18 protein-coding genes and 3 pseudogenes are annotated in these 22,409 nt (G+C 45.5%); 17 read left to right on the top strand and 4 right to left on the bottom strand.

Features of this window, described 5'->3' with window-relative positions; genetic code table 11:
- Window positions 1-149 precede the first annotated feature (149 nt).
- From G5B47_RS17650 to G5B47_RS17620, 7 genes are all read left to right on the top strand, one after another.
- On the top strand, window positions 150-1,424 hold the full coding sequence (locus tag G5B47_RS17650) for a cation:dicarboxylate symporter family transporter (protein ID WP_165100685.1): 1,275 nt from the start codon (window positions 150-152) through the stop codon (window positions 1,422-1,424).
- A gap of 26 nt (window positions 1,425-1,450) precedes the next feature.
- The gene (locus tag G5B47_RS17645) at window positions 1,451-2,722 is read left to right on the top strand and encodes a Glu/Leu/Phe/Val family dehydrogenase (RefSeq protein ID WP_165100682.1); all 1,272 of its coding nucleotides are present in this window, start codon (window positions 1,451-1,453) and stop codon (window positions 2,720-2,722) included.
- Between the two features lie 38 nt (window positions 2,723-2,760).
- A complete protein-coding gene (locus tag G5B47_RS17640) occupies window positions 2,761-3,687 on the top strand; it encodes an aromatic acid exporter family protein (RefSeq protein WP_165100679.1) in 927 nt (308 codons plus the stop codon).
- Window positions 3,688-3,856: 169 nt separating this feature from the next.
- Window positions 3,857-5,926, top strand: coding sequence for a serine hydrolase domain-containing protein (locus G5B47_RS17635; RefSeq protein WP_165100677.1), 2,070 nt, complete (start codon window positions 3,857-3,859; stop codon window positions 5,924-5,926).
- Between the two features lie 220 nt (window positions 5,927-6,146).
- A complete protein-coding gene (locus G5B47_RS17630; protein ID WP_407945232.1) occupies window positions 6,147-8,546 on the top strand; it encodes a polyprenyl synthetase family protein in 2,400 nt (799 codons plus the stop codon).
- 815 nt (window positions 8,547-9,361) lie between these two features.
- Window positions 9,362-9,931: a hypothetical protein gene (locus tag G5B47_RS17625; RefSeq protein WP_165100674.1), complete on the top strand. Its 570-nt coding sequence runs from the start codon at window positions 9,362-9,364 to the stop codon at window positions 9,929-9,931.
- Between the two features lie 38 nt (window positions 9,932-9,969).
- Complete coding sequence (locus G5B47_RS17620; RefSeq protein WP_165100670.1) at window positions 9,970-10,584, top strand: hypothetical protein; 615 nt, start codon at window positions 9,970-9,972, stop codon at window positions 10,582-10,584.
- 550 nt (window positions 10,585-11,134) lie between these two features.
- Here G5B47_RS17620 and G5B47_RS17615 read toward each other — a convergent pair.
- A complete protein-coding gene (locus tag G5B47_RS17615; protein ID WP_165100667.1) occupies window positions 11,135-11,575 on the bottom strand; it encodes a hypothetical protein in 441 nt (146 codons plus the stop codon).
- Between the two features lie 377 nt (window positions 11,576-11,952).
- On the opposite strand from G5B47_RS17615, the pseudogene G5B47_RS17610 reads away from it, so the two are divergent.
- From G5B47_RS17610 to G5B47_RS17565, 10 genes and pseudogenes are all read left to right on the top strand, one after another.
- Window positions 11,953-12,196, top strand: a pseudogene (locus G5B47_RS17610) (polyprenyl synthetase family protein); the annotation flags it as partial.
- A 291-nt stretch (window positions 12,197-12,487) separates the two neighbouring features.
- Window positions 12,488-12,999 (top strand): annotated as a pseudogene (locus tag G5B47_RS17605) (N-acetyltransferase family protein).
- Window positions 13,000-13,376: 377 nt separating this feature from the next.
- Entirely contained in the window at window positions 13,377-14,855 is a 1,479-nt protein-coding gene (locus G5B47_RS17600) for an Lsa family ABC-F type ribosomal protection protein (RefSeq protein WP_165100663.1), read from the top strand.
- A gap of 84 nt (window positions 14,856-14,939) precedes the next feature.
- Window positions 14,940-15,281, top strand: a complete 342-nt coding sequence (locus tag G5B47_RS17595) for a hypothetical protein (RefSeq protein ID WP_165100660.1) — start codon at window positions 14,940-14,942, stop codon at window positions 15,279-15,281.
- 15 nt (window positions 15,282-15,296) lie between these two features.
- Window positions 15,297-15,518: an epoxide hydrolase N-terminal domain-containing protein gene (locus G5B47_RS17590; RefSeq protein WP_328804569.1), complete on the top strand. Its 222-nt coding sequence runs from the start codon at window positions 15,297-15,299 to the stop codon at window positions 15,516-15,518.
- The gene (locus tag G5B47_RS17585) at window positions 15,515-16,018 is read left to right on the top strand and encodes a glutamine amidotransferase-related protein (RefSeq protein WP_165100658.1); all 504 of its coding nucleotides are present in this window, start codon (window positions 15,515-15,517) and stop codon (window positions 16,016-16,018) included. Before G5B47_RS17590 ends, G5B47_RS17585 begins: the two co-directional genes overlap by 4 nt.
- A 143-nt stretch (window positions 16,019-16,161) precedes the next feature.
- Window positions 16,162-17,226, top strand: a complete 1,065-nt coding sequence (locus G5B47_RS17580) for a bile acid:sodium symporter family protein (protein WP_165100655.1) — start codon at window positions 16,162-16,164, stop codon at window positions 17,224-17,226.
- A 139-nt stretch (window positions 17,227-17,365) separates the two neighbouring features.
- Window positions 17,366-18,211 (top strand): GNAT family N-acetyltransferase, encoded by an 846-nt coding sequence (locus G5B47_RS17575; RefSeq protein WP_165100652.1) that lies wholly within the window; start codon window positions 17,366-17,368, stop codon window positions 18,209-18,211.
- Window positions 18,212-18,413: 202 nt separating this feature from the next.
- The gene (locus G5B47_RS17570; protein ID WP_165100650.1) at window positions 18,414-19,265 is read left to right on the top strand and encodes an oxidoreductase; all 852 of its coding nucleotides are present in this window, start codon (window positions 18,414-18,416) and stop codon (window positions 19,263-19,265) included.
- 279 nt (window positions 19,266-19,544) lie between these two features.
- Entirely contained in the window at window positions 19,545-20,462 is a 918-nt protein-coding gene (locus tag G5B47_RS17565; RefSeq protein WP_165100647.1) for a cation diffusion facilitator family transporter, read from the top strand.
- Between the two features lie 140 nt (window positions 20,463-20,602).
- On the opposite strand, the pseudogene G5B47_RS17560 reads toward G5B47_RS17565, so the two are convergent.
- The 3 genes and pseudogenes from G5B47_RS17560 to G5B47_RS17550 all read right to left on the bottom strand — a co-directional run bounded on the left by G5B47_RS17560 (window position 20,603) and on the right by G5B47_RS17550 (window position 22,320).
- Window positions 20,603-21,694 (bottom strand): annotated as a pseudogene (locus G5B47_RS17560) (MMPL family transporter).
- Between the two features lie 116 nt (window positions 21,695-21,810).
- Window positions 21,811-21,957, bottom strand: coding sequence for a hypothetical protein (locus G5B47_RS17555; RefSeq protein WP_165100644.1), 147 nt, complete (start codon window positions 21,955-21,957; stop codon window positions 21,811-21,813).
- Window positions 21,958-22,011: 54 nt separating this feature from the next.
- On the bottom strand, window positions 22,012-22,320 hold the full coding sequence (locus G5B47_RS17550) for a TetR/AcrR family transcriptional regulator (RefSeq protein WP_165100641.1): 309 nt from the start codon (window positions 22,318-22,320) through the stop codon (window positions 22,012-22,014).
- Between the last annotated feature and the right edge of the window lie 89 nt (window positions 22,321-22,409).

Below are 22,409 nucleotides of genomic sequence, written 5' to 3'. Positions count from 1 at the left end.
GCTTTTATGCAATTTTAGAACATGTCAGTTTAAATTACATGATTTAATTTTTTTGTTGTCCATTTTTGTAGATTTCAGTAGATGCAGGTTTACGATGTAAACATTAATGTGACTTATGATAACATCTTGACGATTTAAGGAGTGATTCAATGAAAAGAATAGGACTGGCCTGGCAAATACTGATCGGACTTGCATTAGGGATTACGGCAGGAGCATTGTTTTACGGGAATCCATCCATTGAAAAGTTTCTAATGCCTGTTGGCGATATCTTTATCCGGCTGATCAAAATGATCGTCATTCCCATCGTCGTGTCTTCGCTTATTGTCGGCGTGGCGGGAACCGGGAGCGTTAAGCAGCTCGGCAAATTGGGCGGAAAAACGATCCTCTATTTTGAAATTGTGACGACTGTTGCCATCATCGTCGGACTGGCCGCAGCCAATCTGCTGCATCCGGGATCGGGGGTGGATATGTCTCATCTGGCCAAAACCGATGTTCATAAATACATGAATTCCGCAGAAGCAGTCAGCAGCCACAGCTTTGCCGACACCTTTGTCAACATCGTTCCAAGCAATATTGTCGATGCTCTGGCGAGAGGGGATATGCTGGCCATCATCTTTTTCTCCGTTATGTTTGGTCTTGGCGTTGCTGCCATTGGAGATAAAGGCAAGCCGGTGCTCCAGTTTTTTCATGGGGTCATGGAGGCGATGTTCCAGCTCACCAATCAAATTATGAAATTCGCTCCGTTTGGCGTCTTTGCGTTAATCGGCGTAACCGTATCGAAATTCGGGATCGCTTCTCTAATCCCGCTGGGTAAGCTTGTATTTGCTGTCTACCTATCCATGGCGTTCTTCATCATCGTGGTGCTCGGAATCATCGCCAAACTGTGCGGGACAAGCATTTTTACCATCGTCAAGCTGCTTAAGGATGAGCTGATTCTTGCCTATTCCACCGCTAGCTCAGAGACCGTCATGCCCAAAATCATCGAGAAAATGGAAAAGTTCGGATGTCCCAAAGCGATTACCTCTTTCGTCGTTCCCACCGGCTATTCGTTTAATCTGGACGGGTCTACGTTGTATCAGGCTCTAGCGGCGCTGTTCATTGCGCAAATGTACGGAATCGACATGTCCCTGACCGCCCAAATTACGTTGATGCTCGTACTAATGGTTACCTCCAAAGGGATCGCGGGCGTTCCTGGCGTCTCGTTTGTTGTTCTGCTTGCAACACTCGGTTCTGTGGGAATTCCCCCGGAAGGACTGGCCTTTATTGCCGGAATCGACCGGATTATGGATATGGCGCGGACGGTCGTTAATGTGCTGGGCAACAGCCTGGCCACCGTGGTTATTTCAAAATGGGAAGGCAAGTTTGACGCCGAGCAGGCGAAGAAGTATTTGAAGTCCAAAGAAACTGCCCAAGACGCCGCCTAAATTGAAGGAGGTAAAGGAGAACCGTGATGAGTCCACAAATCCTTGAGAAAACGAAGGAACCCCAGGAAGGCGTTCTTCAAAGAACACAGCAAGTCATACAGGAAGCCCTTCAAATCATGGGCTGCGATGAATCCTGTTACGATCTATTGAAGGAGCCCCTTCGAATATTAACGGTTCGCATTCCTGTCAAAATGGATAACGGGCAAATTAAAGTGTTTACCGGGTATCGCGCTCAGCATAATGATGCGGTCGGTCCGACCAAAGGCGGCGTCCGGTTTCATCCTGACGTTACGGAAGAGGAAGTCAAGGCGCTCTCCATGTGGATGAGCATGAAATGCGGCATCACCAATCTGCCGTACGGAGGCGGCAAAGGCGGTGTAAGGTGCGATCCGCGGTCCATGTCCCCCCGGGAGCTTGAGCTGTTAAGCCGCGGATATGTGCGGGCCGTCAGCCAGATTGTCGGTCCGACCAAAGACATCCCGGCTCCTGACGTCTACACCAATTCTCAAGTGATGGCCTGGATGATGGATGAATACAGCCGGATTCGTGAATTCGACTCTCCCGGCTTCATTACCGGCAAGCCTCTGGTGCTCGGCGGATCGCAGGGAAGAGAATCATCGACGGCACTTGGTGTAACCATCGTTCTGAAGGAAGCTTGCAAAGTTCTTGGAATCGCGGTTGAAGACTCCAGGGTAATTATCCAGGGATTCGGAAACGCAGGCAGCTTTCTGGCCAAATTTCTGTATGATGCCGGGGCGAGAATCGTCGGAATTTCCGATGCTTATGGAGCCTTGTACGATCCGGATGGACTGGATATTGACGATTTGCTGGACAGACGGGACTCCTTTGGAACGGTTACGCATTTATTCCAAAGCCGGATCACCAATGAAGAATTATTGGTTCAGCCATGTGATATTTTAATTCCTGCCGCGATTGAGAACCAGATTACCGAAGCCAACGCGGACCATATCCAGGCAAAAATCGTCATCGAGGCAGCGAATGGGCCGACAACGGCGCATGCCACGAAAGTGTTGACCGAAAGAGGGATTTTGATCGTTCCGGACGTTTTGGCGAGTGCGGGAGGAGTCGTTGTATCCTATTTTGAGTGGGTACAGAACAATCAGGGGTACTATTGGGAGGAGAATGAAATCATCCACAAGCTGCAAAACATTCTGATTTCCTCTTTCTATTCGATTTACGAGACTTCCCGGAAAGAGAAGGTCGATATGAGATTGGCCGCTTATATCGTCGGGTTGAAGAAAATGGTCGATGCGGCGAAATGGAGAGGATGGATATAAACAGCAGAATTCATCGGTTAAAATGGAGGCTGCCTAGGGTGAAAATCGGACTGCGGACACTCAAAACGGCAGTTGGCGTCAGCCTCTCCGTCATGGTGTCCCAGCTATTGCAGCTGCAGTATTTTTCTTCGTCCGGTATCCTTACGCTTCTGTGCATTCAGAAATCGCGCCGTAAATCCATACAAGCGGCGGTAAGCCGGTTTTTCGCTTGTCTCATCAGCATGTTCTTCGCGAGCGGTGTCTTCTTCATCTTTGGATATTATCCGTATTCGTTTCTGATTCTAATGCTGCTCTTTATCCCGCTATGTGTCCGGCTTCGGATTCAGGAGGGGATCGCCAGCAGCTCGGTCATCGTGATGCATGTCTATATGCATAAGGAGGCGTCTCTTGCGTTTTTTGCCAACGAGTTTCTCGTAATTCTGGTAGGCCTCGGCACGGCGCTGATCATCAACGCCTATATGCCGAACATCGAGCGGCAGCTGAATCGCTGTAAGGATGAGGTCGAGCTGCTGTTTCAGGCTCAATTGCAGGAAATCGCCGCTTATTTGAGGGATGGGAACAGGCCATGTGATGTCAAGGCCATGCAGCGGCTTTCGGATGTGTTTAAAAGGGCCAAATCGCTGGTACTGCTCTATAACGAGAACCATATTCTTGGCAAGGATGAAGTGTATTCGCCTTATTTTGAGAAGAGAGAACAGCAGTACGACGCGCTTACCCGGATGATACCATACTTATCCCGGATTACCGTTCAAATGGAGCAGCGGGAGAGAATCGGAGAATTCCTGTTTACCCTGAGCGCACGTCTTCGCCAGTCCGGATGGAGTCCTGATCTCCATGAAGATTTATGCAAAATAAGACAGTATCACAAGCTTCTTCCCATGCCGGAGTCACGCAAGGAATTTGAAGACCGTGCAAGCTTGTTCGTCGTGGCCAATGAATTGGAGCTCTTCCTAAAAGCCGTATAACACATCACTAGAGGCATGTCTATGTCCCGAATCCGGGGAATAGGCATGCTTTTTTTTTCTTCCACCTCTATTTCGATAGGAAGGAATATACTTTTTTTGAAATCAATTGAACCTTTTACTCTCTTGGTTCGTACTATATCATGTTGTTCTATATAAAGGAGGTACTTCCATGAAGAAAAGGTTGGTTTGGCTACTAACGGCCGTAATTGCACTGACTCCGCTTGTCCCAACGGAGGCGATAGCGTCCAGCAGCAAAGTGGTCGATACGAATCAGGCACTGGAGAAGTTCGCTTCTGAAAAGGCGGCTTTGTTAACCAAAAATTACGGTACGGTCAGCGTCCAGTATGCATTGATTGATCACGGCGAGATTAAGGTGTCGGGACAGACGGGGGTAAACGATAAGGCAGGGAAAATCCCGCTTAGCAAGGATACCCTGTATGGCATTGGATCGACGAGCAAAATGTTTACGGCTGCCGCTGTCATGAAATTGGTAGACGAAGGGAAGATCAACTTAGACACCCCTTTGGTGCAGTACATAAGTGATTTCAAGATGAAGGATGAACGATATAAGCAAATTACCCCGCGTATGCTGCTGAATCATTCCTCTGGCCTGCAAGGCAGCAGCCTAAGAAATTCTTTTCTGTTCAATGATCCAGACACCTATGTTCACGATACGCTGCTGGAACAACTGTCTACCCAGAGCTTAAAAGCGGACCCGGGCGCCTTCTCCGTGTATTGCAATGATGGATTCACACTGGCCGAGATTCTTGTTGAGAGAGTTAGCGGCATAGATTTTACCGCATTCATCCATCAATATTTTACTGGACCGCTAGAAATGAAACATACGAAGACACCGCAGGACGTACTGGAACCAGGCAAGCTCGCCGCTCTTTATTATCCGCCTTTTGAGAAGCAGCTGCCGAATGAAACGGTCAACGCCATTGGAGCGGGCGGAATTTATTCCACCGCAGAAGATCTGGTACAATTCTCAGAAATATTCACGGGACAGAAGGACGGTATTCTCTCGGACGAGGCGGTCCGTGCAATGGAGCAGGAGGAATACAAAAAAGGGCTATGGCCCCAAGATGCCGACAACTCGATTGACTTTGGGCTTGGCTGGGACAGCGTAAGGTTGTTTCCGTTTAACGATTATGGAATAAAGGGTTTAAGCAAAGGCGGAGATACGATTTTGTATCATGCTTCTTTTGTTGTCCTTCCCGAGCAGAACATGGCTGCGGCAGTGCTGTCGTCGGGCGGCAGCAGCTCGCTCAACGAGTTGCTGGCGAATGAGCTGCTTCTTCAGGCAATGAAAGAAAAGGGCGCGATCAAAGACATCAAATCCGAGAAATCATTCGGCACGCCGGTTAAAGCCGATATGCCAAACGACGTCATGAAGTACGCGGGCTATTATGGTACCCTCAACCAACTGGCTAAAATCGATATTAAGGACGGGGTTCTGTCCATATCGGTGCCGAGCATGCCTGGATATCCGGAGCAGAAGTTTGTGTATACATCGGAGGGGGCTTTTGTTAACCAGGAAGGCAGTGCCAAGGCTCGTTTTGTAACGGAAAAAAATGGACGCACCTACCTCTGGGTCAGAGAATATACGGCCATTCCGGGTTTGGGACAACTGGCCTTATCTCATTATTTAGCTGAGAAGCTCGAATCCAACCCAATATCCACAGAGACAGCAGAGGCATGGGCGAAGCGGGAAGGCAAAACCTATTACCCAGTAAGCGAGAAGTTCAGTTCGGTCATTTACATGATTATGCCGACGCTTAAGATCACCCGGGCTGACGATCTGCAGGGCTATTTAATGGATAAAAAAATTACTGGTCCGAATACGGCAGTGAGCCAGCATCAAATTCCTGCGATCGGAAGCCGGGATACGGCTGAATACCGTTTTTATACAAAAGACGGGATCGAGTACCTTGAAGCCGCTGGAAGCTTGTATGTCAGTGAGGATATCATAAAGCCGCTATTTGCGGGGAAACATTCAGCGGTTACTGTGCAAGCCGATGGCAACGCCAGATGGTACAGAGTTCCCTCTTCCGCCGCCGGTAAGAAGATGACTGTCGCAACACCGGCGAAAGGCGCTTATGCGGTGTATGACGCTCAGGGAAAATGCGTGAGCTACACCGTAATCAGCCGCAATAATAAAGTGGTTTTGCCTGAAAATGGAACGATTGTATTTGCAGGCGATGCCGGCACTGTATTCCGCATTACATTAGAGAAGTAGTTTGCTTACGGACTGAACATACTTTTGGAAAATAGAATGAATTTGGCTTAGAAAGCCGCCGTCCCCGAAATGCAGCGATTGGTTTCGGGTAACGGCGGTTTTTCTGTTGCTGTGATTGGTCAGGCTATATCCCTTCTAAACGTTTGGTAACCAAAAAGCTTCTTTCCCGTATAAAGTAACAACATGATTAACTAAAAAAGAAGCAGAGGTAATGAATCGTATGGCAATGAATCGTATAGATGAGGAATTTACAAATTATTCTGATACAAGGTATCGGCTCGCTGAGCAGAAGGCCGCTCATTATTTTTCATCTCTACACCGGCAGGTGAAGGAGAAGACGTATGTCCCCGTCCTGACCAAAGATATTGAAGTATGGAAACGAAACCATGTTCGTCATCGTTCCTGGTGGTCTTACTTTTCGCGGGGAAAGCAAAAACCGGACACCCGGGATTATCACCGATATCTAGGATGGCTAAATTATACGGGCAAACTGGACGATTATCTGGATCGCAGCGTTTCGTATATTTACATGAGAGATCTCGGCAAAGCCTTGGATTCTCCAGGCACGAAGGATCGGATTCGGCAGATGGTTACCGGCATCAAAACCCATTTGCTTCATTCGGGCAGAACGAACCAGGGAGACCAGCCTGAGTTTATGAGCTTGGCCGGTTTTTATAGGTGGGCCCAGAAGGAAGGCGTCGAAACCGCCGCCATTTGGGTAATCGACAAACTTAAGAGCGTCTCCGTCCATATTCCGAAAGAGCTGAATGCCGAGCAAGCCCAGCGCAAACTGATCAAGATCATTGTAGGGGTTGTTCTGCATGTGATTGAAGAGATGGGGGAGGAGACGCCGCCTGGGGAACGTTCAAGGAGACTGGATGAAGCCATCCGGCTAGGGTATTCCTACGGACTGACCTATCCTTTTATTGACGATCTGCTCGATTCCCAGCTCTTGACCGCTGGGGAGAAAGAACGGTATTCCCGTATGATCCGAACCGCGCTTCTCACCGGGATCGTGCCGGAGCTTGGCGGGTGGACTGGAGAAAATGTGGAATTCATTCGATACGTCCATTCCGAGCTCCGTGATGCTTTTGAATTTATTAAGGGCCTTCAGCGACCGGAGACGGTGAGCACCTTTTTTGAGCAGTCGTATGTGTTCTTTCAATCTCAGGATATCGACCGCGATAAGGATCTGTCCTGCGCCAATTACACCAATGAAGAGCTGTATATCCCCGTCATCTTAAAATCCGCATCCTCCCGGCTGATCGTCCGTTCCGTAATCCATGCTGAAGTGGATGAAGGCTTTGATCATCGCACGTTTTACTATGGCATCTACAACCAGCTGGCCGACGACTTTGCGGATATGTTCGACGATATGGAGGGCGGCGCGGTAACGCCCTATACGTATTATTTAAAGTACCGTAACCAGCGCCCGGATTTGATCAACCCTTACGAATTATACTGGACGGTCATCTGCCATCTGATCCAAAACGTCTACCGCTCCGACGCCAAGACTCGTGAGGTGATTCTGGATCGTGCCATCAATGGCCTGAAACGCTGCAAAGAACGCTTGGGCGATGACAAGTATAACGAAATCATGGACATTTTTGCTTCCGGCGATCCCGAATTTCATCATCTCGTGGGTAAGATGGTCCGAAAGGCAGAGGACGTGGATTTCTTCGATAAGCTGCTGCGGGACCAGATGAATGCCTTTTTGAAAAAAGATCAGCAGGAAAAGGAAGATTTTCAGGCTGCGGTTAGGACAGTCCGCGATCAAATCAACAGTCTGCTGCCCATAGGGCAGAATAACGAGACTCAGCCGGTGAAAGATACGCTCGCCGATGCCGCGAATTACAGTCTCGAAGGGGACGGGAAGCGGCTGCGGCCGATTTTGACCTGGGTTATGGGCGTTAACGAATATGGACTGAATGCTTCGGCCATCGCACCACTGCTGAGATCACTCGAATACATGCATACCGCATCCCTGATCTTCGACGATCTGCCGTCCCAGGATAATGCGTCTACCCGCCGAGGACGTTCAACCCTGCATGAGGTGTATGACAGCGCAACAGCGGAATTAACCGGCCTGTTTCTGATCCAGAGGGCGATCAAAGAACAAGCGTCGCTTGACCGGTTCGATGCAAAGGCTGTGCTTACTTTGATGCATTATTCGGCGGGGAAGGCGGAAGAAATCTGCAGGGGACAGGCGATGGATCTGCAATCCAAAGGCAAAGCATTGTCGCTTGCAGAGTTGAACATGCTGTGCTTTTACAAAACCGGCGCTGCCTTTGAAGCCTCGCTGGTGATGCCTGCTATACTTGCTCAAGTGGAAGATGATGAAATCGAGGCTTTGAAGACATTCGCCTATCATGCGGGCATTGCCTTTCAGATTAAGGATGATTTGCTTGATGTAGAAGGAGATCTGCTCGTACTTGGCAAACCTACCCGTCAGGATACCCAAAACAACAGTTCGACCTTTGTATCCGTCCTTGGACTGGGTGGCGCCAGAAAAGAGATGTGGGAGCATTATTGCCTGGCGGTTGAAGCTTTGAGAGAGGTGCCCCGGAATACCGCGTTTTTGAAGCATTTGCTGGATTATTTGGTGAACCGGGACCGTTAAAAGGTTTTCCATACCTGAAATGCAATGAAGAGGAAAGCATTTTAATGCTTGAAAATGAAGTGTTGGCCTAATTGCCAGCACTTTTTTATTTTTGTTACAAAGGAAATGATGGAGCTCAATTTCTAAAATGCAAACGGGCAAACTCAATTCACTCATAACCTATAGATTTGATATGGTTAAGAAAATATGTACTACTGGACAATTTCCAAAAATGAAGAATTTAAAGACAAGAACATGAATCTTTGAGGGACGCTGTCGTGGCTTTTTTGTTTTAGGACATTAGTTATTATTTTTGCAGCACTTGACAAGACAATATCTCAAGCGGCAAAACATTTCTGAATTATGTTCAAAGCTACTCAAATCTGAAAGAGTACCTTTGTTCCAATCTGGCTCAGGAGAACTTTCCGTCCTTAAATTATTAAAGACTAAAACTTAGCAGGTAGGAAGTCCAATCTGCTTCATTTTCGTAGAACGGGGGGGACATATCAGTCTATTGTAATTTGTATGTAATTTAATAGTAAAATATATCATTTATAGTAGAAAAACCTATTTATTTGTGAGATACTATCCCTAATATTCCATATGTTACCTTATTGGTCATTTGAAAAAATAAAAATAAATAGATCAAAGAGTTTTACATGCTTAAAGAAATAGTCCACATCTTGAAAGAACTCAGAGTAAATAATCTGTTGGTATTTCATGATGTTAGCTATAAAAAAGCTAAAGAAAAGTGTGATATTAAATTGAAGATTGAGTCTGTTACTGTTACTTCAGTATTTAAAAACATCTAAAATCTAATTAAGGTGGTGCTGTCCTTGAAACAATTATTAACTCCTAAGAAAAAAATTTTTTTTATGATTGGAATAATCTCTATCATAGTGATTGCTTATAGTTCAACATCTTTTGCAACTATCTTTGCCGGAGGAAGAAGTTCAGCCAACTTTAATGCGTATTATGATTCATCCGTTGCTATTTATGGCTATTCTGGTGCATATGATTCTGCACGTGCTGATTGGAATGCCGCATCCGGATCGGTAAACATCGGTAAAACTACTTCTACTAGTGGGAATCCAGACAAATATTATGTTGGTACTACGGCTACTACCGGTCTCTTGGGTGTAACGACTCCTTATAACTCATCTGGCGGGGTGGTAGGAGTGAGTGACACATGGGCATACGCTACTGTAGCCATTTATGATAATCAGATGAACGATTATTATATGAGTGGACCAGAAAGAATCTCAAATGCAACTCATGAAGTCGGTCATACGTTATCTCAAGCTCACCCAGTAACGTCTCAAAGTTCTGTTATGAAACAAGGTATTCAGTCCATTGGTGTTCAGACTTGGGATAAGGAATCTTTAATTTCCAAGTGGGGAAATTAAGAAGCAAAACAATTGATGTGTGAGGAAGGGGTAACATAATGACTTTTGGGAAAATTAAGTTAGGTATTACTGTATTGGCAGCAGGGATATTAGTTGCTTTTGTCACTCTTTTTTTAACATCTACTCATGCATTTAGATCATCAGAGTTAACTATTCCTAAAATCTCGTTGGAAGCCACTTATGTAGAATACGGAACGGTAGATGCCTTAGATTCAGATGCGGAACTTATCGTAATAGGCACTCCCTTAAAGGACTTTGATGATCGTCAACATATCGTTACAACTTTTGATGATGGCAATATACAAGACTTTTACACTCTTACTGAAATAAAAATTAACAAGGTGATTAAAGCACCTGAAGCCGCAACATTGGCTGTGGATGACTCTTTAACTATCATAGAACCTATTTCTTATATTGAGAATGTAGAGGGCAAGAAAAAAATAACTTACGAGGATTATACAGAACTAAAGCAAAATCAAAAAAGTATCATTTTCCTTAAGAAAAATACACAAGGGCAATATAGCATAATCAATATGGATCTCGGAAAGTTCTCACTTGACACTTTATCTCAACCTTTGAGCACTTTAGCAAAAAACCAAGACCCTAAAGTTGAATTCCGGAAATCGATATTAGAAAGATATGATTTAAAATAGTGGAGACGTGTCTATATAATTTATAATGGTATTATCCCTTATGGTAGACAGTGAAAAAAGAGTTCATGGTAAGAGGAATTCAACTCTGAAGACCTGAGGGGATTATTTCTAAACCAAAGAAAGGACAAACATAAACCCGATATAGCGAGACGTTTAGATAGAGGGGATTCGACTAAGTCTAGAGGAGAACTGGAGCTATCCTATGATCATGAGAAAATTCGGAATCAAGAGAGAGACCCTGATCCTGACTTAGGTACGTAAATGTCAAGATGGTAAAAGCTTCGAAGATTACAGGGGAAGCTCGATACAGAAGTTTGGTACCAGTCCATTACACGCTAATGAGAGAGTGGGTATTTGCTAAACGGAATTTTACAGCCGAGGCGCCTCTTGGATTTTGCTTATGTATTGACCGCCATGATTTCTATTTGCCCGACGTTTCAGAAAAAACTCGACGACCTGTCACCGGTAGAGTACCGGCAACAGATCGCGGCTTATAATCCTTCTTTCTTACTGTCAACTTGGCGGGGCTATGATCATAAAGACACGACTTTTATTTTGATCCTTTAAATTCATCGAGCAATTCATTTATTGAATTTGTGGATTCGACTGTTATTTTGTAGGCAGTATCAGTATCGCCTTTGTACATATACATTGCATTGCTGGTCGTATTATTATTAGTAATCCATAAATAATATGAGCTTTCAGAACCATCTTTTTGAAGTGTAATTTCATAAGTCGGAGAACTTACATTAACTACGCCTGGTATCATTTCTGATTCCTTAAATGCTTTGATAAAGATCTCAGTATCAGAGGAATTATTGAATGTAGCAACTATATCCTTTATTGTTTGGGACTCGTATTGCTGTATCGTTTTATCCTTCTGTAATTTGGAAACAATTACTTTGTCCTGTATCTTTTCACTTTGAGAAAAAACAGCTTTTTCAACAGCATTAGAACTACAAGCAGTAATTAACAACAAGACGATAGTCAAATAGATAATCCCTCTCTTCCACATTATCGGCTTAATCCCCTTTCTTAATTTAATATACCCTACTGACGCGTTGAACTTGTGAAATGTTTCAATACAAAGGGTGAATTGTATATTTTTAAGTCATTTCTATTAACAGCAATAACGAGCTCAAAAATTATATGCCACCAACGGTATTAACGTGGACTAAGTTTTGGAAAAACTAAAGCAGACTATAATTCCATTGCACTGCTCGCAAGGTAGTGGAATTATCTTAATTGGCACATATCCGGAGAGTGCAGGGACACCGGAGGAGCTATGCCAAAATCATTGTCGATGATCCCGAGTAAACACCGAGGACCGAGCATTGATTTAAAACCCATCAACTTCTTCTACCCGAAATCGCCTTTCAGATTAAGGACGATTTGCTTGATGTGGAAGGGGATGCTGCTCTTACTTGGCAAACCCACACGTCAGGATACCCAAAACAGCAGTTCGACCTTTGTATCCGTCCTAGGAACCGATGGCGCCAGAAAAGAGATGTGGGAGCATTACTGCCTGGCAGTTGAGGCTTTGAGAGAGGTACCCCGCAATACCGCGTATTTGAAGCATTTGCTGGATTATTTGGTGAACCGGGACCGTTAAAATCATAAAAAGAGGACTCACGTAATTCTAAGCCTCCCATTTAGACAACCGGGCATGCTGTATCGGAAGGCAATGACGAGTATGTTCAAGAGCATAAGAAGGCAGACATTTCAGATACTGCTTTACTAATTGAATTGTGCTTGGAGACCTCCACTAAATATAGGAATTGTTGAAAAGTCATATCCGTACCGTTCCTTAATTCAAACAAATGAATAATAAGTTCAATTTTATGACTTTATAGATGGTTGTTAATATTAAGAAAACAAAGTTCTTGTGAAAGGAATGAAAATAATGATTAAAGAAGCAACCGAGAAAGACTTACCAGGTATTTTAGATATTTATAATGAGGCCATATTGAACACTACAGCTGTGTATGACTATACAGCTCATACACTTGATGAAAGAAAAGAATGGTTTAATATTAAGAAGCAAGGTGGATATCCATTGTTAGTGTACGAAAAAGATGGATATGTTGCTGGATTTGCAACTTTCGGTCCATTTAGAGCATGGCCGGCTTATAAATATACAATAGAACATTCCGTTTATGTTAGTAAGGATTTTAGAAATGAGGGCATTGCAACAAAGCTATTAGAAGAGATCCTAAACATTGCTAGTAAACGAGAATACGCAACATTAGTCGCTGGAATTGATGCAGCAAATGAGATCAGTATAAAGCTTCATGAGAAGTTCGGTTTTCAATATTGTGGAGTAATAAAGAGTGCTGGTTACAAGTTTGGTAAGTGGCTGGATCTTGCTTTTATCAATTAAATTTTAAGGGGCCAGATCTGCCAATAGAAGGGTAATCGGGCGCAGTTGGAAACCCGGCAGCGGAGCAGCTGAAACGGGTTACGAGGCACGACGACCACGCCGCTCAACCTATTCGTAAAATTCACCATGTTGAAATTAAAAAATGGATATGGTAATATACACCTAATTTAATGAATGGAGCTGAAAAGGATAATGTAATAACTTTCTTGCTTAAGAATGGAAAACAATCAAGCGAACTCTTTTCGCGTGTTTTTATTCTTTATTTATGCAAGAAAGTTACCAGACCTTTTCAGCTCGGACGATATCCCTTTTCCTGACCCCGTAACGGGCCGGATTTGCTGTATCTATTTGAGCTGCGAGAAAGGTACTTTCTTGCAGCTTTTTCTATTTTTGGATACAGGGGGATGATACCATGCCATTAATTAATGTTACGAACCTGACGTTTGCCTATGATGGCAGCTACGATAACCTATTCGAGAACGTAAACTTTCAAATCGATACCGATTGGAAACTGGGCTTTACGGGAAGAAACGGGAGAGGGAAGACCACTTTTCTTAACCTGCTGCTCGGTAAATATGAGTACAGCGGAACCATTTCGGCGAATGTCCGTTTTGAATATTTTCCGTTCCAAGTTGAGAACAAGGAGAATCTTACCTTTGATGTCATTGAGGAGATTGTTCCGGACTATCTTCACTGGAAATTACAGCGTGAGCTTTCATTGCTGAACGTTTCGGAGGATGTGCTGTACCGGCCCTTTGATTCATTGTCGAATGGAGAGCAGACCAAGGTGCTGCTGGCAGCATTATTTTTGAAGGAGCACAGCTTTCTGTTAATTGATGAACCTACGAATCACCTGGACATGGATGCAAGAAGGGTTGTCAGTGATTATCTGAGCAGCAAAAGCGGATTTATTCTGGTGTCTCACGACCGGTCGTTCCTGGATAACAGCGTGGACCACATTCTTGCCATCAACAAGACCAGCATTGAAATTCATAAGGGCAATTTCTCGGACTGGTGGGAAAATAAACAAAGACAGGATCGTTTCGAGCTGGCAGAGAACGACAAGCTGCGAAAAGATATTAAACGCTTATCGGATTCGTCTAAACGAACGGGCGGCTGGTCCGACGAGGTTGAAAAAACGAAAAACGGCACAAGAAATTCCGGTTCCAAGGTGGATAAAGGGTACATCGGCCACAAGGCTGCCAAAATGATGAAACGCTCCAAAACGATGGAGCACAGACAGCAATCGGCGCTGGAGGAGAAGTCCAAGCTTCTTAAAAATGTGGAAAGCTCAGACAGCCTGAAGATGTCACAGCTTGTCTATCATAAAAGCCGGCTTGCCGAGCTTGACAAGGTATCGATATACTACGGCGTGAAGCGGGTCTGCCAGGATATTAGTTTTACGATTGAGCAGGGTGAGCGAATCGCGCTTTCAGGTAAGAACGGCTCCGGGAAATCCAGCATACTCAAGCTGATTTGCGGTGAGGAACTAAGCTATACGGGCGCGTTCAGAAAAGGTAGCCAGCTTAAAATATCCTACGTCTCCCAGGACACCTCACATTTATACGGCAATTTATCGGATTACGCCAGAACCCATGGGATTGATGAAAGCCTGTTTAAATCGATTTTAAGGAAGCTTGATTTTTCGAGAAATCAGTTTGAAAAGGATATATCGGCATACAGCGGCGGCCAAAAAAAGAAGGTGCTCATTGCCAAAAGTCTTTGTGAACACGCTCATTTGCATATTTGGGACGAACCGCTGAATTTTATCGATGTGATCTCCCGCATGCAAATTGAAGAGCTGCTGCTTGAGCATTCACCAACGCTCCTTTTTGTGGAGCATGACCGGGAATTTTGCAACAATATTGCCACAAAAGTGATTGAGCTGTAACGTCATTCTACGCTCATGGATTGCGCGCCGCAGCGCCAAGTGATATTTTGTTAAAAACCATACTTGGTAATGGAGGCGAATGATGTGATCAATAAAGAGGAGTTAGACCGCTATTATACCCTTTCCGGCAATCGAAAGATGCTGTCCCGGCAGTTCGAAGAGGCTCTTCCGAGGTTTCATTCGCATGCGGAGGCCAGGGAATATCTGAAATCGCTGTTTGGCGAAGATTTGGTATACCTGGGATCGCAAGAAGACGAAGACGACGATCAAATCGTATATTGTTATACCATTGTCCATGACCGCTCCATTTGGGAAGAGGGCAGGCGGAAGATGAAAGAGACCGGATATGCGAGCGGATCGGACTTCCTTCATTCGTCTCAGGATATTCAGATCTATGAGAGCGGCCGGATTTGGCTGGTTTATTAAACCAGTCCGATCTACGTGTCGGATGAGGTGCTTGCGGATCTTCAGCACCGACTAAAGTCTACTAGATGGCCTGTAGGCGCCGGTAATGATGACTGGTATTACGGTGTTGGCCGGAACTATCTTGAGGGACTCATCGACTACTGGATGAATGAGTTTGACTGGCGCAAAGCCGAGAACTCGATCAACGCATACGAACACTATCGCGTTAATGCGGACGGAGGTGAGGTATCCAAATGAAGATTGGTATTGTTGGCGATTTTAATCCGGACTATCCTTCACAGCAGGCCACAAATGAAGCATTAACCCATTCCATTAAGAAAAATAAATCACCAATGGAGTATGACTGGATTCCAACAGCATCTATTCCTGAACAGCTAGAGTCGATCAAAACGATATATAAAGGTTTCTGGATCGCCCCGGGTGTTCCTGAATCTGTGAGTGGAGTATTACAAATTATTAATTATGCCCGTGAACATGACATTCCATTAATAGGGACTTGCGGCGGATTCCAAAATATAATTCTCGAGTATGCAAAAAACAAATTAAGGATTGATGATGCTGATCATGAAGAACGAAACCCGGATGCTTCTAGGCTGGTAATCAGTAAACTTACTTGTTCTCTAGTCGGTCAAAAAGGGGAAGTCCATATCAAGAGCCCTTCAATGGTTTCTAACATTTATCAAAAACAAACTGTAATCGAACAATTCAGATGCAGTTACGGTCTAAACCCGGAATAGGAAGCAACGATTCATGAAGCGGGATTAAGCATAGTAGGCACGGATACAGAAGGAAGGCCAAGAATTGTCGAACTACAAGGACATCCATTCTTTATCGGGACGCTGTTTGTTCCCCAATTGAGTTCCACAGAAGAGAATCCGCATTGTCTGATCGATTCATTCATTCGGTTATTTCATTCCGGAAGGTGAAGGAGAAAACGAATGATGAATATAGGAACGAACTTATGCTGACCACCGTGAACCGGATGTTTGACCGAATCATGCCATGGATTACCCCCGCAAGTCTGATTGCCGGTATGCTGTTCACCGTTTGGTTAAAGCCCTATGGTTATTTATCCACCTGGTTGTTTGCCTTTATGACCCTGGCGGGTAGTTTGGGGACGAGCTCCAGAGATTTCGTCCGTGTATTCCGGCGGCCGGCGCCGATGTTATGCGCTCTGATTCTTCTGCATTTTGTCATGCCGCTTATTGCATGGCTGCTTGGGATGGCGCTCTTTAGCGGGGATGTTGAGACGATTACCGGCCTGGTGCTCGGAACCGCCATTCCGACAGGAGTTACGACCTTGTTCTGGGTAGCGCTCAAAGGCGGAGACGTAACCTTGACTATTGCGGTCATCCTGCTGGATACGCTCCTTGCTCCGTTCGTCGTTCCGGGGATGCTGTCTCTCCTGTTCGCTTCGGAGGTACATATTAATGCGCTGGGCATGGTATGGAAGCTCCTGCTGATGATCGTGTTTCCGTCGCTGCTTGGCATGTTCATCAACCATGTGACCCGGGGAGAGGCGGAGCGGACATGGAAGCCCCGGCTCGCTCCCTTTTCCAAGATCGCGCTCGGAGGAGTCGTTGCACTGAACGGGGCATTCGTTGCCCCGTTCTTCATTCATTTTGAATGGAAGCTTGTCGGGATTCTTGCCACAGTGATTCTTTTGACGCTCATCGCCTACCTATTTGGCTATTCGACAGGCAGATGGGGATGGAGAAAGGAAGCAGGGGTCACGATTTCCCTGACTTATACGGTTGGTATGCGAAACATAAGCGCTGGAGCGGTAATTGCGACTACGTTCCTGCCGGCTGCCGCGGCGCTGCCCGTTGTTCTCGCTATGCTTGTTCAACAATTGATGGCATCGATGGTAAGCAGCGTGCTAAGTAAATTAACGGACATCAAGCTGATCGCAACGGATAGATACACATTGAAAAAAGCAAAGTAAGCTTCAGACATACAGATTCGTGTCGACGTATCAGACTCCAAGTGTTAAAATATTCTATAATTTTACTTAACCCGGAAGCATTTTCTATTTATTTTCCGCTGGAGGTTTAATTCGCTTAGCCGTATTAAGAGGGGGACAAATGATGATTGAACTCGCACGCGAGGATTATTACAAAGCGCTGCCGCTGCTTGACCAAGTGAAAATTAATACAATGTTTGCCGGAGTGGTGCTGAGGCAACATATTCCAGGCCATGTATATGTAGATTCCCGGGAGAATCCCTGTGCATTTTATGTAGCTCATCCCTATAGAATGTCACTGCTGTTCGGTGATTCGGGAGATGATTCATTTACTCACGGACTATATGATTACATAACGAATCAATCGGCAGCAAGGCAGCAGATGGAATGGCTGCAGGCCGATCCGGCCGGAGAATGGAGCGGGGTCATTGATTCCATGCTGACTTCCCATAACGACAGTCTTGAGAATCGTGGGTTGTCGCCCGAGAATCTGGAGAACAAAAAGATTCAAAGAAACACCAGAGTCAACTTCAGCTTTGACCGTAACGCCTATCTGGATGCGAAGCGGAACTTTCCGAGGCACAAAGAGCCAGTAGTCAATTTGACGAAAGAGTTGTTTTATGCCCAAAGCGGATCGGTAGTTCCTCGTTTCTTCTGGCGGGATGCCGAGCATTTTGCCGAGAAGGGCGTAGGTTATTCCCTGTTGTCGGAGGGAGAAGTCGCTTCTTCCTCATTCTCAGCCTTCCTGACAGCCAGTCAGCTGGAGATTGGAATCGAGACGGCAGATACCCACCGTGGAAAAGGTTATGCCACCTCCGTATGCTCTGCGCTAATCGACTATTGTCTGGAGCGTAATCTGGAGCCGGTATGGGCCTGTCGACTGGAAAATAAAGGGTCTTATAATCTGGCGCAAAAGCTGGGTTTTCGGCCGTCGGTCACTTTGCCTTATTATCGTCTGCCTGTATAATACTGAACCAAACAGAAGTTAAGCTAACTTAAGAAGCTTCCGGTCTGCAAATTTAGCGGGCTGGGAGCTTTTTTTACAGGAAGTATGTTTTTGAGCCAAATGGATAAATCCAGTGGGCTAAATAGGAAAGTAAGCAGGCATCAGCTTTGTTATCCTTGATTCATAGCTAATCACTACAATTTAAGAAGGGAAGAGAAATCACATGACAACAACAAAAGTATGGTTCATTACAGGAGCATCCAGAGGGTTCGGGCTGGAAATTGTAAAAGCGGTTCTTGAGGATGGCGATAAGGTAGTTGCGACTGTTCGCAGCAATGCGGGTGAATTGGCCGACCTGCTGGAACAATATTCGAATCTGTTTGTGACCAAGCTCGACGTTACCAATGAAGCTCAGGCCAAGGTGGCCGCTGACCAAGCAGTTAACCGCTTCGGGCGCATTGATGTCTTGGTCAACAATGCCGGCTTCGGCCTTCTCAGTGCGGTGGAAGAGGCAACGGGCGAAGAAGTGAAGCGTGTATTCGAGACCAACGTGTTCGGTACTCTGAATGTTACCCGGGCCATCCTGCCGGTTATGCGCGCTCAACAATCGGGACATGTGATCAACATTTCGTCTGTAGGCGGACTCAGCGGCTTTTATGGCTGGGGAGTTTACGGCTCCACGAAGTTTGCTGTTGAAGGACTGACGGAAGCGATGGCTCAGGAGCTCGCGCCGCTCGGGATTCATGCCTCCGTTGTCGAGCCGGGCTTCTTCAGAACGAATTTTCTGGATACGTCATCCTTAACCAGAACGTCGAATGTCATTGACGATTATGCGGACACGGTGGGAGCAATGAGAAGCTTCGCCACCCAAGTGAACAAAAAACAGCCCGGCGATCCAGCCAAGCTCGCACAGGCTTTCATCCGTTTAGCAAATGCCGAACAGCCCCCGGTTCATCTGCCGCTCGGCAACGACACTCTGTCCCGTTACATTGAAAAAACCACCAAGTTTCAGGAAGAAATTGAAGCGTGGTACGACGTCATTACGGGAACGGATCACGACGATGTGGTACAGTAATCATGACAAAAAGTGTGAATTCAAGCATTGCAATGACTATCAAGCCATGTTAAAGTAATTCAATGGTCAAAAAGATTGAAATGTGGTGCTTAAAATGAATGAATCCATTAACTCAATTTCATATAAATTCCAAAGTCCTAAACCCTACGCGGTTTAGGACTTTTTGTTTCCTTGGAGCAACAAATATGGTGCAGGGAATTTTTTGTGCATATGGACAATCTAGTGCTGGAAGCAAACGGGTAAGGCATGTTTTGGTGAATAACAGTGGGGGGCTTCGTTATGACTACTCTGAGTCGATCAGCAAATATTGTAGCAATCTGGATCAGTTTAATTAGTAATTTATTTTTAACGGGTATCAAAATCATTGTGGGCTTTTTATTTAACAGCCAGGTTTTAATAGCCGATGGCGTACATAATGCAGGGGATGTTATCGCAACAATAGCTGCACTGGGTTCTGCGCAGGTTGCCAAGAAACCTAAAGACTCGGATCATCCATACGGGCACGGCCGTGCAGAGATCATCGGTTCCGCAATGGTAGCGATCATCATGTTATTTGCAGCTTTGTTCATTGCTTATCATTCTATAGAGTCCTTTTTACACCCTGCTTCGGAAGCAAGCTATATCGCGCTAATTGCCGCTGCTATTTCATTGATTTGGAAGCAATGGCTGTATCTCTACTGTATGCATTATGGAAAAAAAGAAAATAGCAAAAGCTTGCTGGCGACTGCTTATGATCATTTAGCCGATGTGTATGCATCGATTGCAGCCGTTACAGGTATCGGAGCCGCGCTGCTCGGCGAGAAATATGGCATTGGTATACTTAGTTATGGCGACGCGCTGGCCGGTATTTTAGTTGCATACTTTGTCATCAGGCTCGCGTACCACATGGGCAAGGATGCAGTGGATATCCTAATGGACAAAATGGTAGCACCAGAAAAGCTTCTGGACTACGAAAAACTTGTTTTTTCGGTGCCGGAAGTTCGGCGTATTGATCGTATCCGGGCAAGAGAGCATGGAACTTACGTAATTATCGATATACGTGTCGGGATCCCCGCGCATCTAAGTGTACAAGAGGGGCATGATATATCGCGCAAAATAAAACAAACAATCATGGAGCAGCATGACGATGTACAAGAAGTGTTAATCCATATCAATCCGTGGTATGAGGAAGAAGACGTCCAATTGATGGTAGAATAACTGAAAATAGAAGCCTGGAAAATGGATAAACAAAGATAAAAGGTGTATTAACGTTGGATAGACCCTATATTATTTGAAAACAAATTATAGGCCTTTGCGGTATGCAAAGGCTTTTTTTGTAACATCTTATAAGCTCCTCGTCATTCTACTTTCGGCGACTTCGTGACCGGGAACCCTTTTGCAACCCAAAATCTCGAAAGCGGCGCAGGGGCCCACCAAGCCCAACGGCCAAGCAATCTCATCGTCGCAGGCACCAGCAATCCGCGAACAATCGTAGCATCGACGACGATGGCAATGATCATCCCGACGCCGATCATTTTCATAAAGGTTATGTCGGAAGTCAGGAAGCCGCTTACCACGATCACAAGCAGCAAGGCTGCGCTGGTGATGATTCTTGCCGTCTGCAGAACACCAACAGCGATGGACTCCACCGGGTCATGCGTCCGATCCCATTCTTACCGCACCCTGGATAACAGGAATACCTCGTAATCCATCGACAAGCCGAATGTAATCGCTAGGATCAAGACCGGCATGTTGATGTCGATTGCGTTGGCGGGTACGAAATGGAGCAAATTCGATAAATAGCCATCTTGAAAAATCAGTTTGATCGCGCCGAACGACGCCGACAACGACAATAAATTCATCAGGATCGATTTCAGTGGAAGAAGAATCGACCTGAAGGCGAAAAACAGTACGATAGACGAAATCAAGGCAACGGTAAGAGCCATCCATGGCATACGGGAGTTGATGCTGTCCAAGCGGACAGTCAGATTGTCCGCAAGCAGACGATCTTGAATTTGTTTGAACTCGGTTACCCGGCTTGTATCATCTTTGCTGGGAAGCTGAATGGTCACATAGGTGGAATGGCGGTCGGACGACACGAAGTCGGCTGAGCCGGTTGACCAATACGATTCCAGCCTTGTTACCTCATTGGCCTTGATCTTGGAACGCCTTACACCTTGGGCGAACTCAAGGTCAACAACGGTAAGACGGTCACTTTCATAGATGGCAACCACATCGGCAGCATAGCGGCCGAGCGGCCCTAATAACAGTTGGTCCGCCTTGCCGGATTCGCTCGTTGGGTCCTCAAACCCTGCACCGCCGGAAAGGGAGCCGAATGCTTTTGTTCCCCAAAAACTGGCAAAAAGCAGAAAGATGAGGGTTACACTTACAAACCATCCCCGGCGTTTGACTGCCAAACGGCCGAGCTCCGCAAAATAATTTCTTCTCATTCTTAGTAGATCCCTCTCTTCAAATTTATTTATAGGTAAATAAATTTCATTTCAAAAAATAAGACTGCACAATGGCTGCCTATTCATGATTAAAACGGAATTACTCGGTATGCCGTTTATATTGGCGCATGGCGCAGCTGCGGCATGCCCAGAACCTCGGCGGTTGTGATCATCAGTCCCATACCGATAAATTGCGTAGCGATGATTTCCGCATCGGGAAGACCTGCCCGTTTAAAGATTCCGGTTAAGGTCTGGTGCATCACATGGAAGAGATCTTTGACTTTGTCCCTGATCCCGGGTTCCGCGATAAATTGGGACTACATAACCATTAAGATTTCTTTGCGATTGTTGTTTAGAATATCGTTGAAAGCAAGACCCATCTTGTCGACGATTAAGTGTGCCGGCACCTCAACCGAAGAGAAGGCCGCTAGAAGACGCTGGAACGCTTTATCGAGAACCGCGATAAACATCTCTTCTTTACTTTTAAAAAAATGATAAACAAAGGGCTGCGTGACTCTTACTTCTTTGGCCACCATTTCGTTTGTCGTTTTGTAATACCCCCTTTCAGAAAAAAGTTCGAGAGCTTTCGTGATGATTTGTTCCTTGCGATTGTCGTGGACTACCATATGGACTCCTCTACAAAATTTATTTACTTATAAATAAATTTCTTGGAACCTTATTAAAAGTCAAGATGTTCATATAGTGCATCAGATCC

Origin of the sequence: Paenibacillus apii (assembly GCF_011043685.1) — a bacterium.
Classification (GTDB): domain Bacteria; phylum Bacillota; class Bacilli; order Paenibacillales; family Paenibacillaceae; genus Paenibacillus_AQ; species Paenibacillus_AQ sabinae.
Note: the sequence above shows the minus strand (reverse complement) of the source record. Positions and strands in the feature narration are given on the sequence as shown.

What these genes read in the sequence shown, in the direction of transcription:
- G5B47_RS17650 (WP_165100685.1), top strand. Translation starts at nt 150, where the DNA reads ATGAAAAGAATAGGACTGGCCTGGCAAATACTGATCGGACTTGCATTA.
- G5B47_RS17645 (WP_165100682.1), top strand. Translation starts at nt 1,451, where the DNA reads ATGAGTCCACAAATCCTTGAGAAAACGAAGGAACCCCAGGAAGGCGTT.
- G5B47_RS17635 (WP_165100677.1), top strand. Translation starts at nt 3,857, where the DNA reads ATGAAGAAAAGGTTGGTTTGGCTACTAACGGCCGTAATTGCACTGACT.
- G5B47_RS17630 (WP_407945232.1), top strand. Translation starts at nt 6,147, where the DNA reads ATGGCAATGAATCGTATAGATGAGGAATTTACAAATTATTCTGATACA.
- G5B47_RS17620 (WP_165100670.1), top strand. Translation starts at nt 9,970, where the DNA reads ATGACTTTTGGGAAAATTAAGTTAGGTATTACTGTATTGGCAGCAGGG.
- G5B47_RS17600 (WP_165100663.1), top strand. Translation starts at nt 13,377, where the DNA reads ATGCCATTAATTAATGTTACGAACCTGACGTTTGCCTATGATGGCAGC.
- G5B47_RS17585 (WP_165100658.1), top strand. Translation starts at nt 15,515, where the DNA reads ATGAAGATTGGTATTGTTGGCGATTTTAATCCGGACTATCCTTCACAG.
- G5B47_RS17575 (WP_165100652.1), top strand. Translation starts at nt 17,366, where the DNA reads ATGATGATTGAACTCGCACGCGAGGATTATTACAAAGCGCTGCCGCTG.
- G5B47_RS17570 (WP_165100650.1), top strand. Translation starts at nt 18,414, where the DNA reads ATGACAACAACAAAAGTATGGTTCATTACAGGAGCATCCAGAGGGTTC.
- G5B47_RS17565 (WP_165100647.1), top strand. Translation starts at nt 19,545, where the DNA reads ATGACTACTCTGAGTCGATCAGCAAATATTGTAGCAATCTGGATCAGT.
- G5B47_RS17550 (WP_165100641.1), bottom strand. Translation starts at nt 22,320, where the DNA reads ATGGTAGTCCACGACAATCGCAAGGAACAAATCATCACGAAAGCTCTC.